Annotated in this window: 9 protein-coding genes; 6 read left to right on the forward strand and 3 right to left on the reverse strand. The window is 59.3% G+C overall.

The window, feature by feature from the left end; genetic code table 11:
- The gene (locus C6571_RS16160) at nucleotides 1–1,752 is read right to left on the reverse strand and encodes a polyhydroxyalkanoate depolymerase (RefSeq protein WP_106447598.1); all 1,752 of its coding nucleotides are present in this window, start codon (nucleotides 1,750–1,752) and stop codon (nucleotides 1–3) included.
- A 190-nt stretch (nucleotides 1,753–1,942) separates the two neighbouring features.
- Entirely contained in the window at nucleotides 1,943–3,004 is a 1,062-nt protein-coding gene (locus tag C6571_RS16165; RefSeq protein WP_106448292.1) for a GTP pyrophosphokinase, read from the reverse strand.
- Nucleotides 3,005–3,149: 145 nt separating this feature from the next.
- On the opposite strand from C6571_RS16165, the gene C6571_RS16170 reads away from it, so the two are divergent.
- Entirely contained in the window at nucleotides 3,150–5,900 is a 2,751-nt protein-coding gene (locus C6571_RS16170) for a bifunctional diguanylate cyclase/phosphodiesterase (RefSeq protein ID WP_106447599.1), read from the forward strand.
- A 351-nt stretch (nucleotides 5,901–6,251) separates the two neighbouring features.
- On the opposite strand, the gene dusA is transcribed toward C6571_RS16170, so the two are convergent.
- Nucleotides 6,252–7,229: a tRNA dihydrouridine(20/20a) synthase DusA gene (gene dusA, locus C6571_RS16175; RefSeq protein ID WP_170094775.1), complete on the reverse strand. Its 978-nt coding sequence runs from the start codon at nucleotides 7,227–7,229 to the stop codon at nucleotides 6,252–6,254.
- Nucleotides 7,230–7,660: 431 nt separating this feature from the next.
- On the opposite strand from dusA, the gene thrS reads away from it, so the two are divergent.
- The 5 genes from thrS to pheS all read left to right on the forward strand — a co-directional run bounded on the left by thrS (nucleotide 7,661) and on the right by pheS (nucleotide 12,190).
- Entirely contained in the window at nucleotides 7,661–9,580 is a 1,920-nt protein-coding gene (thrS, locus tag C6571_RS16180) for a threonine--tRNA ligase (protein ID WP_106447600.1), read from the forward strand.
- 81 nt (nucleotides 9,581–9,661) lie between these two features.
- Entirely contained in the window at nucleotides 9,662–10,273 is a 612-nt protein-coding gene (gene infC / locus C6571_RS16185; RefSeq protein WP_106447601.1) for a translation initiation factor IF-3, read from the forward strand.
- A gap of 175 nt (nucleotides 10,274–10,448) precedes the next feature.
- Nucleotides 10,449–10,652 (forward strand): 50S ribosomal protein L35, encoded by a 204-nt coding sequence (rpmI, locus tag C6571_RS16190; RefSeq protein WP_106447602.1) that lies wholly within the window; start codon nucleotides 10,449–10,451, stop codon nucleotides 10,650–10,652.
- 26 nt (nucleotides 10,653–10,678) lie between these two features.
- Entirely contained in the window at nucleotides 10,679–11,038 is a 360-nt protein-coding gene (gene rplT / locus C6571_RS16195; RefSeq protein ID WP_106447603.1) for a 50S ribosomal protein L20, read from the forward strand.
- A 99-nt stretch (nucleotides 11,039–11,137) separates the two neighbouring features.
- On the forward strand, nucleotides 11,138–12,190 hold the full coding sequence (gene pheS, locus C6571_RS16200; protein ID WP_106447604.1) for a phenylalanine--tRNA ligase subunit alpha: 1,053 nt from the start codon (nucleotides 11,138–11,140) through the stop codon (nucleotides 12,188–12,190).

The following is a 12,190-nucleotide window of genomic DNA, read 5'->3' on the forward strand; positions in this document are numbered from 1 at the left end:
TCAGGCCTTGTTGCGTGATGCAGGTCGCGCCACGGTGGGCGGCGGGGCTGCCGTGACTGCGGTCGCCTTCTCCTGCACTTCGGGCTGCGCTGCAGGAGCCGCTGCGCCTGTGGGCTGGGTGGGTGCACCGACCCAGCGGGTGGCCGGCCCGTTGGCTGGTGGCGCTGCCGGCCTGGCGGCAGCCGCAGTACGCACATTCGCCGCTACCACATTCTTGGTTGCCGCAGCTGCAAGCGTATCCGCCTTGGGTGCGCGCTTGGCCGGCGCAGCGACTTTTGCAGGCTTTGCCTTGGCCGAAACCGGCTTGGCGACTGAAGCTGCGGGTGCGGGTGCGGTTGCGGGCTTTGTGGCACGAGTGGCAATCAGCTTCTTGGCTACTTTCGCCACTTTGGGCGACTCGGGTTCGATCTGGATACCCACCGCAGCGCGAACGACGGTCTTGGCACTCACGCTCGGTTTGGCAACTTGCGTTGATTCGGCGTTGGCTGCGCGTTGGTGCTCAGCGATGAAGTCGCGTACCTTGGGGTACACCGACTCACGCCAGCGGCGACCGCTAAAGATACCGTAGTGGCCGGCACCCTTGATTTCCATGTGGCGCTGTTCGTTGCCGGGCAGACCCGAGCACAACGTGTGCGCCGCTTGGGTCTGGCCGCATCCCGAAATGTCGTCCAGCTCACCCTCCACCGTCAACAGCGCGCCGGCACGAATGTCCTGTGGGCGCACGCGTTCGAGCGTTCCGTCCGGGGCGCGAACATCCCAGGTGCCGTTGACCAGCTTGTATTTCTGGAACACGGTTTCAATGGTTTCAAGGTAATAGTCCGCGTCCATGTCCAGCACCGCGTTGTATTCATCGTAGAAGGCGCGGTGGGCGTCGGTGCTGGTGTCGTCGCCCTTGACCAGGTTTTTGAAGTAGTCGTAATGGTTGCCAGCATGGCGATTCGGGTTCATGGCAACGAAGCCCGTGTGCTGCAGGAAACCGGGATACACCCGTCGGCCCTTGCCTGGAAAGCTCGACGGGACGCGGTAGATCACATTGTTTTCGAACCATTCGTAGCTGCGCTTGACCGCCAGATCGTTCACAGCAGTAGGGGAGCTGCGAGCATCAATGGGCCCGCCCATCATGGTCATTGACAGGGGCACCTTCTCACCACGGCTGGCCATCAGTGATACGGCGGCCAAGGTGGGCACGGTTGGCTGGCACACGCTCATCACGTGGCAGTTCCCATACTTGGACTGCAAGTGGCGGATGAAGTCTTCGACGTAATTGACGTAATCGTCCAGATGGAACGCACCCTCGCTCAGCGGCACCAGTCGGGCGTTCGTCCAGTCGGTGATGTAGACCTTGTGACCCTGCAGCATGCTGCGCACCGTATCGCGCAGCAGCGTTGCATAGTGGCCCGACAGCGGCGCGACGATCAATACCACCGGTTGGGTCTTGAGTTCGCTCAACGTGGCGGGGTCATCGGAAAAGCGCTTGAAACGGCGCAGTTCACAAAATGGCTTGCGCAGTTCAACGCGCTCGTGGATTGCCACTTCGACTCCGTCGACATCCACTGCGGTGATGCCGAACTCGGGTTTTTCATAGTCTTTGGCCAGGCGGTACATCAGGTCGAAGCTGGCGGACATGCGCTGTGCAAAGGGCGTTTTTTGCAGCGGAAGGTGCGGGTTGCTGTAGAGCTTGGAAGTGGCCAGGGCGTAGTCGGCAAACGGCTCCATGAACGAGCGCTGGGTTTCGTAGATCTGATAAAGCATCGTGAGTCCGTTTATGTTGCAGTGCAATATAACAGCACTTCGTCAAGCACGTCGCCCCGTAGAACTACCCATGGGGAGTCTCGTGCGTGACAGCATGCCCAAGAAGCAGGCGGGTTAAGCAACCGATCAAATTACTATAATATAAATAGCTTAGTACCGTTGCCAGTCAAGCCCTAGACGCCATTTTTGTTCAGGATTTTTCCCGTGGCGCATTGGTTTGGAGCCAGGCGTCGAAACTCGTTCTGGCAACCTTGCGCAGGGCGGGGGCGAAAACAACCCGATCCCCCAGGTACAGGCAGTGGCGCATCACGGTGTAGGGGTTGAAACTACCGCCCGGCTGCTGATCTTCGAGGAACTGGCGGTAGCGCTTGACCGTGCCGATATGGTGGCGAATCAAGTGATTGAAGCGCGCGCGGGTGATGTCTGGCGCCCAAACGTGGATATCAACAACAAAACCCTCCACTTTGTGCGGTTCGAACTCAAATTCCTTGAAGAAATGCGTGGCAATCTTCAGGAATGTGAAAGCATTCAGTTGGTTGCTTGCAACGTCTCGGCCAGTGCGCGGCGCGGTTTCGAAGGCGTCCAGCTCAACTTCGCTCTCATCTGGCGCCTGGCGGATCTCCAGTTCCGTCTCGTCACGAATCTGACGAAATTCACGATCGGCCAGTTCGAACAGGGCGGCTAGCACGTTGATGCGGCGCGCCAAAGGGCCGGGAATGGCCTTTTTGTATTTGATCTTGTGATCCAGCACACTCCAGGAATCCTGAATCACGGTTCGAATCTGCAATTCAAACGCCGTGCCGGTGCTGGTCTCGGCGCCGTCTGGCGCGGCGGGGCGCAGGTCCAAGTGCAGCCCCTTGTATCCAAACGACGATTCGGTCCCTTCCACGGCGCTCACTTTGTCGGTCATTTCGATCACATCGAAATGTTGACGGACGATGGAAGCCACTTTTTCCAGCTCGTCCTCGTACAGGCAGACCACGCGCAGTCCGATGAGGTCAGTCACGTAATGGCGGATTTCGTACGGCGCGCCGCTTTCTTCGAGCGATGCCCGGTATTTGCGCGAGAACTTGCGCAGGGCTTCCTTGGCGTCTTTGACGCGCCACTCGAGCTTGCATCCAGGCACCGTGGATGACAGGATGCGCTGCAATTGACCCGTATAGGCTGCGGCTTCAGTGCGCCACTGGGGCTCGTGCTCGGCGTGGAAGTCGAGAAATCGCGCGCGTTCGCGTTCAAAGTCGAGTGTGGGCATGTGCGGCTCTGCCATGAAAGTCGTATTGTTGCCTGTGCAGCGGGCCTCGCGCTGTCAGATTGTTTCGCGATGAGCGGAGCAACGCATTAATAATGAGCCTCTCTTGTTTTCCCTGCCCTCTTTCGGGCCCCGACCCTACGTCTCGATGTTCGCGCCGCACTTCTTCCGACGCTTTCGCACCCAGCAAGGGCATTGGCGCCTGCCCACGCTGGCCGGGCCAGCGATCAGCCTCGTGCTTTTGTCGCTCACGGTGCTTTACTGGCAAGATCAGGGCCGGCAGATTCAAACCCGGCGCGAAGCCGCATTCAATCGCGCGGCGGAACGCATTGTCGACTCCCTTCAAGACCGGCTTTTGGCGCATGAAATGGTGTTGCGGGGGCTGAAGGGCTACTACGAGGGGTCCGATTCCATCGACCGTGCCGAGTTGCATGCGTACGTCACCCCACTGCAGTTGCAGCAGGTGTTGCCGGGTTTGCAAGCCGTCGCTTTCATTGTTCGGGCGGCGGCGGGTGAAATCGCAGAACACGAAGCACGAATGCGCGGGCTGGGTTTTGCCAACTACGCCGTTCGTCCGCCGGGCCGCCGAGAACAATACCGTCCGCTGGTCCTGATCGAGCCGCAAAGCGAGGAGAATCTTCGCGTTGTGGGCGTCGATACTGCCACAGTGCCGGAAGCACTCGACGCCCAGAACCGGGCGCGCGATACCGGACTCCCGGCGCTCACAACGGGATTGGTTCTGCGCCAGGATGTGGGCGCGAAGGCGAATCCCAGCGTGGTGATGTACCTGCCTATTTACCATAGCGAAATGCCCATCGGTTCGGTGGCTGAGAGAAGGCGGGCCTTGAGGGGTTGGGTCTCCGGCCCGTTTCACGTCAGGGAATATGTAGAGGCCATTGGGCGGCTTACCGACGACGAGATGGCGCTCGCCATTTACGACGGCCCGGCAGATCAGCCCGCCTCGTTGCTGTACCAATCTTCGACCTTTGTCCCCAACAAGGTGCCTGCGGTTGCAACCTCCCGCACCATTGAGGCGGCCGGACGCGACTGGACCGTGGTGGTGCAGCCTTTGTCAGCCTTCGAACAAGGCTTTGCGGATCAGGACCGCTATCTGATTGCACTTCTGGCCATTGCGCTGAGCTTGGGCGTCGGCTGGTTCACCTGGTACTTGTCTATTCGCCGTGACAACGCCCTGGCATTGGCGCAGCACATGACGCAGGCGCTTTGGGGTGCGCGAGACGATTTGCAGGCCACGTTGGACGCCACCCCAGACTGGATGTTTGAACTCGATGCCGAGGGGCGGGTTCTGCATTGCCACAACGCACCGGAATCAGCGCTGCACGTCCAGGCGGAGCAGCTTGTCGGACGCACCCTCCAGGAATCTGCTTCCAGCAAGACCGCGTATGGATGCCAGGCGGCCCTGGACGCGGCGGCGGCGCGTGGATATTCCTTTGGACATGAATTTCAGCTCGTGGTGGATGGCGAGAGTCGCTGGTTCGAGCTCTCCGTGGCAAAGAAGAAAGGGACCGAAGAGGCGCAGGGCGTGCGATTCATTGCGCTGCTGCGCGACGTGTCTGAACGAAAGCAGGCAGCTCAGCGAACGCACCGTCTGGCCTATTTCGATCCCCTCACGGAGCTGCCCAATCGGCGCATGCTGCTGGACCGACTGGCGCAGGCCCTGGGCGCCGCATCGCATGCGGGGCGCTTTGGCGCGCTGATGTTCATGGATCTGGATAACTTCAAGCAGATCAATGACGCCCAAGGGCATTCGGCGGGTGATCTCTTGCTGGTGCAAGTGGCGCAGCGCCTGATGCTGGCCATGCGCTCGACCGATACCGTGGCTCATATCGGGGGTGATGAATTTGTGGTGTTGGTCAGCGATCTTTCGGACGAAGTCGGCGAGGCAGGCATGCTGGCGCTGCGTCTCGCAGAGGGTCTGCGCGAAGCTCTGGAGGAGCCGTTCAATTTGGGCGGGCGCGCTTTTGCCAGCACCGCCAGTATCGGATTGACCTTGTTTCCCAAGCAAGGCGAAGGCGTGGAGGACTTGCTGCGCGAGGCGGATACGGCGATGTACCGAGCCAAGGACCTGGGCCGCAATCGCATCTGCTTTTTTGAGTCGGCCATGCAGACAGACGTCCAAAGGCGGCTGACGTTGGAGCAGGATTTGAAGGTGGGCTTTGCTGACGCGCAGTTCAGCGCGTTCGTTCAGCCCCAGGTCGATTGCGGCGGCGTAGTAGTGGGAGGCGAATTGCTGATGCGTTGGCAACATCCGCAGCGCGGCGCCGTCTCGCCGACCGAATTCATTCCGGTTGCCGAGGCGTCCGGTCTGATCGTGCGCATGGGCGACTGGATGATCGAGCAGGCCTGCAGCGCGTTGGCGCGGCTGGAGGCGGGGGGTGCATTGGTGCCCTTGTCGGTCAATGTCAGCCAACGGCAGTTCCGACAGGAGGGCTTCGTCACGCGGGTGCAAACCATGCTGGGCCAGAGTGGTGCCCGTGCCGACCACCTGATCCTGGAAGTGACTGAGAGCCTGCTGGCAGAGCAGATGGAGGAAACCATTGCGCGCATGTGCGAGCTGGTTGCGCTGGGGGTGCGGTTCTCCATTGACGACTTTGGTACCGGGTATTCCAGCCTCGCCTACCTCAAGCGCATGCCATTGTTCGAACTCAAAATCGACAAGAGCTTTGTGCAGGACACACCCGCAGACCCGAGTGACACCGCCATTGTTCAGACCATCCTTGCTGTAGCGCGCAACCTGGGCCTGCGCGTGGTGGCGGAAGGGGTTGAAATAAAGGCGCAGGCGGATTTTCTGACCGCCTGTCAGTGCGATGTGTTGCAGGGCTACTTCTTCGGTCGCCCGGAGCCGCTCGCAGGCTGGGTGGAGCGGCGTTTGGCTTGAAACGCAGGGTCGTCAGCTAGGGCCTGTTAACACTATGCAAGGGGATCGCGTTGTCTCGCAAAGGGAAGGCCATCAGAGCCCGCCCCTGGGCGTTGCGCTCCTTGAGCGTGCGGACGCACGCACTGCGTCGCGCGCCTTGATGGGCAGGTTCTGATGACCTTCGCGACCCCTTGCATAGTGTTAACAGGCCCTCGTACAGTGTTTCACGCTATCTGGCACATAAAACGGCGTCATTTCGGCCCTGGCTGCGTTGCAAATCCCCGCGATACCTAAGGGCATCGCTGCGGTTTCCGCCTTGCCAGAACCAAAAATTCATGCTTTTATTTGTGCCATCAAGCATGAACCACTGCACTAGGCCAGAGGCTCTGGCTCGTCCGCCGCCTTGGTTTGGGCTGTTTCCTGCGCGGCCCTGGCTCGTTCCATCACGGTTTGTGCCGGCCAGTCCTTGAGGTGATGGTCGCTCCAAACTTGGCGCCACAGGCGCGCGCCGCGCAGCCCGTGGCGCAAACCCAGCATATGGCGGGCAATCGAAGGCCATGGCGTGCCATAGCGCGCATGTTCGCGTGCCATGTAGTCCACCATGGTTTCCTCGATTTCCTCGCGTGTGACTTCTTGCGGCGGCGCACCGAAATACAGCGTGTCCCAGCGGGCCAGCCACCAGGGATTGTGGTAAGCCTCGCGGCCGATCATCGCTCCGTCAAGCTGCGCCAATTGCTCGGCCAGCGCCTCATCGCTGGACAGGCCGCCGTTGATCGCGAAGGTGAGGTCCGGGAAATCAGCCTTGAGTTGATGCACCACCCCATAGCGCAGCGGGGGAATTTCGCGGTTTTGCTTGGGCGACAGGCCTTCCAGCCAGGCATTGCGTGCATGCACAATGAAGACCTCGCAGCCTGCGCCCGCCACTTGGCCGACAAAATCGCGCACGAAACCGTAGCTCTCGTCGCGTCCCAGGCCCACGCGGTGCTTGACTGTGACCGGCAGCTGTACCGCATCGCGCATGGCCTTGACGCAATCGGCCACCAAGGCTGGCTCTTTCATCAAGCTGGCGCCAAAGGCACCGCGTTGTACGCGCTCGCTGGGACAGCCGCAATTGAGGTTGATTTCCCGGTAGCCCCAGGCTTCTCCGAGTCGCGCGGCGCGCGCCAGATCCCCAGGCTCGCAGCCGCCCAATTGAAGTGCTACGGGTTGCTCCTGCGCATCAAAGCGCAAATGCCGTTCGGTGCCGCCATGCAGCACCGCGCCCGCGTTCACCATTTCCGTGTACAGCAGGGCGTGGCGGCTGAGCAAGCGATGGAAATACCGGCAATGGCGATCAGTCCAGTCCATCATCGGGGCGACGGACAGGCGCCAGGGGCTAAGCGATGGATTTTTATTGAGATAGAGCACTTGTAAGACGGGTAACTTCTGCTGCGTGCAATTAATTTTCACACGAATGGATCGGGAATCAGCCCGCGAAATGCCTTGCGGCGTGAGGACACCACTCAGTGCCTTTCTGCTCAGGTCTGGTCCACTCCTCGAAGTTCGACTTCGACAGGCTAAAATGGATACGAAGATCTTTACATAAGGGCGAGAAAGGCATGTTGGTTATGACACCGCGAACTAGCTCAGAGAAGTTGGCTGGCCGTTAAGGTCAGCGGTTCGCGCCTGCACGGGATCTCACCCCTCACCCAGAAAAGCGCGGAATGGTTCCGCGCTTTTTTTGTTTTTTGGCAGGGGAAAAGCGCCCTACGGATCGCACACAAGATTTGACAAGGATTCTCATGATTCACATCACACTTCCCGATGGCTCCCAACGCGAGTACCCAGGCCCGGTCACCGTGGCCGAGGTTGCGGCCTCGATCGGCTCTGGTCTGGCCAAAGCAGCACTTGCCGGCAAAGTGGGTGACAAGGTGGTTGACACAAGCTACCGAATTGAGCAGGACAGCCCGCTTTCCATCGTGACTGCCAAAGACGCCGATGGCCTGGAAGTGATTCGCCACTCCACGGCCCATTTGTTGGCCTATGCGGTCAAAGAGTTGTTCCCGGAGGCGCAGGTCACGATTGGCCCTGTGATCGAAAACGGCTTCTTCTATGATTTCGCCTACAAGCGGCCCTTCACCCCAGAAGACCTCGAAGCTATTGAAAAGCGCATGGCGCAACTGGCTGCCAAGGACGAGCCGGTAACGCGGCGCGTGCTGCCGCGCGATGAGGCTGTAGCCTACTTCAAAGGCCTGGGCGAACACTACAAAGCCGAGATCATCGCCGGCATTCCCAGTAGCGAGGATGTCAGCCTGTATCGCGAGGGCGGCTTTGAAGACTTGTGCCGTGGGCCGCACGTGCCCAGTACCGGCAAGCTCAAGCACTTCAAGCTGATGAAGGTGGCTGGGGCCTATTGGCGCGGGGATCATCGCAACGAAATGCTGCAGCGCATTTACGGAACCGCCTGGGCTACCAAGGAGGAGTTGCAGCACTACCTCACGATGCTGGAAGAGGCTGAAAAGCGAGACCACCGCAAGCTCGGCCGCGAGCTCGATCTGTTCCACATTGACGAGCATTCGCCGGGTACTGTGTTCTGGCATCCCAAGGGCTGGACGCTGTGGCAGGAAGTGGAGCAGTACATGCGCCGCGTCTACCGCGACAACGGCTACCAGGAAGTCAAAGGCCCCCAGATACTGGACAAAACGCTTTGGGAAAAAACTGGGCACTGGGACAAGTACCGCGAGAACATGTTTACCACCGAATCGGAAAAGCGCGACTACGCGCTCAAGCCGATGAATTGCCCAGGGCATATCCTGATCTTCAAGCAGGGTATCAAGAGCTACCGGGACCTGCCGCTGCGCTACGGCGAATTTGGGCAGTGCCATCGCAACGAGCCGACGGGTGGCCTGCACGGCATCATGCGGGTGCGTGCCTTCACGCAGGACGATGGGCACATCTTCTGCACCGAGAACCAAATTCAGCCTGAGGTTCTGGCTTTTACCCGTCTGCTGCAGGACGTCTACCGTGATTTCGGCTTTACCGACATCATCTACAAAGTAGCGACCCGCCCGGAGGCACGCATTGGCTCCGATGAAAGCTGGGACAAGGCCGAAACGGCGCTGATCAACAGTCTGGACGCCTCGGGCTGCGTGTACGAGATTTCACCGGGCGAGGGCGCCTTCTACGGGCCCAAGATTGAGTACACGCTCAAAGATGCCATCGGGAGACAGTGGCAGTGCGGCACCATCCAGGTTGATTTCTCCATGCCCGAGCGGCTGGATGCTGAGTATGTGGGCGAAGATGGCAACCGGCACCGGCCCGTGATGCTGCACCGCGCCATCGTCGGCAGCCTGGAGCGGTTTATTGGTATCCTGATCGAACAGCATGCCGGGGCGCTGCCGGTCTGGCTGGCGCCAGTGCAAGTGGGCGTGCTCAACATTACTGACGCGCAAGCCGGCTACTGTCGCGAAATTGCTGAAAAACTGGCGCTTGCGGACCTTCAGCACCCGCTGCGCGTGGCACTGGACCTGAGAAACGAGAAGATTACGTATAAAATACGTGAGCATTCGTTGCAAAAGTTGCCCTTTATTCTCGTAGCAGGCGAGAAAGAGCGTGCAGCCGGAGCGGTTGCAGTGCGCGCCCGAGGCAATAAGGATCTCGGGGTGATGCCGGTCGATGAATTCATTCGACTCGTCACCAGCGCAATTGCCGACAAAGCTTGAGATCAGGAGACATTTCTTCGCTGCGCCGCTTGGTGCAGTCAAGTTTTGTTGGCCCCAAGTTTCGGACGTCCTACTTAAGAGGTGAAAACCATAGCTACTGAATTTCGTGATCGTCGCCACCGTGAAGAGCGCAAGCACCGCCTGAACCGTGAAATCATGGCCCCCGAAGTCCGCTTGTCGGGTCCGGAAAATGAGCCCTTAGGGGTCGTCAGCCTGATGGAAGCGTTGCGCATGGCGGGCGAGCTGGATGTGGATCTGGTCGAGATTGCCGCCACGGCCAACCCGCCGGTGTGCCGCCTGATGGACTATGGCAAGTTCAAGTACATCGAGCAAAAGCGCGCTGCCGAAGCCAAGGCCAAGCAGACGGTCATTGAGATCAAAGAAGTCAAGTTCCGCCCTGGCACCGATGACGGCGACTACAACATCAAGTTGCGCAACATCCGTCGTTTTCTGGCCGAGGGCGACAAGTGCAAAATCACGCTGCGTTTTCGCGGCCGCGAAATTACGCACCAAGAATTGGGTTTGGCGCTTTTGAACCGCTTGCGCGATGATCTCGGCGACACCATTTTGGTGGAGCAGTTTCCGAGGCTGGAAGGCCGGCAGATGATCATGATGATCGCGCCGGCGCGCAAGAAAACAGCCGCTGCGCGTTCTGCCGAAGCGGCGTCGGGTGCGGATGCCAACGCTTCTTGATGGGTAGCGATAGATTGAGCTGCTCAGCACCCAGTGTCTGGGCAGTTGAAGAGGAAGACCGTTCGCGGTATTCCAGTGTCGGCTGAAATGCTGGCAAAAAAGAAGTGTCTCGGGGCCAACAAGTTCGCAAGCTATTTTGCAAACGCCTCACGAGCACAAACAAAGGAGCATTGATATGCCCAAAATGAAGACCAAGAGCAGCGCAAAGAAGCGCTTTCGCGTTCGCCCGGGTGGTACTGTCAAGCGCGGTCACGCCTTCAAGCGTCACATCCTGACCAAGAAAACCACCAAGAACAAGCGCCATTTGCGTGGCATCACGGCTGTCCATGAGACCAATATGGCCTCCATGGCGCAGATGCTGCCCTTCGCTGGCCTGTAATCAACGGACGAACAAGGAGTACTCACATGCCTCGCGTCAAACGTGGTGTAACGGCTCACGCCCGTCACAAAAAAGTTCTGGCCCTTGCCAAGGGTTTTCGCGGTCGCCGCGGTAACGTTTTCCGGATCGCCAAACAGGCGGTCATGAAGGCTGGGCAATATGCTTACCGCGACCGCCGTGCGAAAAAGCGCGTCTTCCGCCGCCTCTGGATTGCCCGTATCAACGCCGGTGCGCGCGAACTGGGCCTGACCTACAGCCAGTTCGCCAACGGCCTGAAAAAAGCATCCATCGAGATCGACCGCAAGATGCTGGCCGATCTGGCTGTGCACGACAAAGCAGCCTTTGGCAGCATCGTGGAACAGGTGAAGGCCAAGCTGGCTGCCTGAGCGAGCCGCAATCGCTATTTTATTGATAGCTTTTAGCGCAATCATGGCAAGGGCTAGGGCTTGAAAAGGCACTAGCCCTTGTTTTTTTGAAGAGTACTTATGAACGACCTGGATTCCTTGGTTGAGACCGCCCGGCAAGCCTTCGCGGAAAGCGCAACGCCCGCTGATCTCGAAAATGCGAAAGCCCAGTTTCTGGGCAAATCCGGGCGCATGACCGAGCTTATGAAGGGCATGGCACAGCTCTCGCCCGATGAGAAGAAGTCGCGCGGCGCCGCCATCAACCTGGCCAAGCAGGCCATCGAGGCTGCTTTGACTGCGCGGCGCCAGGGATTGGCCGAAATCGAGTTGCAGTTGCAATTGCAGGCTGAAGCGCTTGACGTGAGTCTGCCAGGACGCCAGCGAGGGCAGGGCGGCTTGCATCCCGTCTCCCTGACGCTGGAGCGTATCGAAGGCATCTTTGGCTCCATGGGCTTCGAGGTGGCAGACGGTCCGGAAATCGAAACCGACTGGTTCAACTTCACGGCCCTCAATACGCCCCAGGACCATCCGGCGCGCTCCATGCACGACACTTTCTACATAGAAGGCAATAACGAACAGGCTCCTCACCTGCTGCGCACGCATACCAGCCCGATGCAGATCCGGCATGCCATCGCGCATGTCAAGCGCCATCGCGCCGCATTGGACGCAGGCCAGACGATGCCGGAAATCCGGGTCATCGCCCCTGGTCGGACTTACCGGGTAGACAGTGATGCCACGCACTCGCCCATGTTTCACCAGTGCGAGGGGTTGTGGATTGGTGAGAACGTCAGCTTTAAAGACTTGAAGTACATCTTCACTGCGTTCTGCCGCACCTTTTTTGAGACCGAAGATCTGGTATTGCGTTTTCGACCCAGTTTTTTTCCGTTCACTGAGCCCAGCGCCGAAATCGACATTCAATTCCAGCAGGGGCCCTTGGCGGGCCGGTGGCTGGAAGTGGCGGGTTCCGGCCAGGTGCATCCCAACGTAGTGCGTAACATGGGTTTGGACTCTGAGCGCTTTATCGGCTTTGCCTTCGGCATGGGGTTTGATCGTTTGACCATGCTGCGCTATGGCGTCAACGATCTGCGCTTGTTTTTTGACGGTGATATCCGTTTTCTCTCGCAATTCCAATAA

This window comes from Simplicispira suum (assembly GCF_003008595.1).
Taxonomy (GTDB): domain Bacteria; phylum Pseudomonadota; class Gammaproteobacteria; order Burkholderiales; family Burkholderiaceae_C; genus Simplicispira; species Simplicispira suum.

Excerpts from the sequence above, each read along its gene's own strand:
- pheS (WP_106447604.1), top strand. The coding sequence starts at position 11,138 with ATGAACGACCTGGATTCCTTGGTTGAGACCGCCCGGCAAGCCTTCGCG.
- rplT (WP_106447603.1), top strand. The coding sequence starts at position 10,679 with ATGCCTCGCGTCAAACGTGGTGTAACGGCTCACGCCCGTCACAAAAAA.
- dusA (WP_170094775.1), bottom strand. The coding sequence starts at position 7,229 with ATGATGGACTGGACTGATCGCCATTGCCGGTATTTCCATCGCTTGCTC.
- C6571_RS16160 (WP_106447598.1), bottom strand. The coding sequence starts at position 1,752 with ATGCTTTATCAGATCTACGAAACCCAGCGCTCGTTCATGGAGCCGTTT.
- C6571_RS16165 (WP_106448292.1), bottom strand. The coding sequence starts at position 3,004 with ATGCCCACACTCGACTTTGAACGCGAACGCGCGCGATTTCTCGACTTC.
- C6571_RS16170 (WP_106447599.1), top strand. The coding sequence starts at position 3,150 with ATGTTCGCGCCGCACTTCTTCCGACGCTTTCGCACCCAGCAAGGGCAT.
- thrS (WP_106447600.1), top strand. The coding sequence starts at position 7,661 with ATGATTCACATCACACTTCCCGATGGCTCCCAACGCGAGTACCCAGGC.
- rpmI (WP_106447602.1), top strand. The coding sequence starts at position 10,449 with ATGCCCAAAATGAAGACCAAGAGCAGCGCAAAGAAGCGCTTTCGCGTT.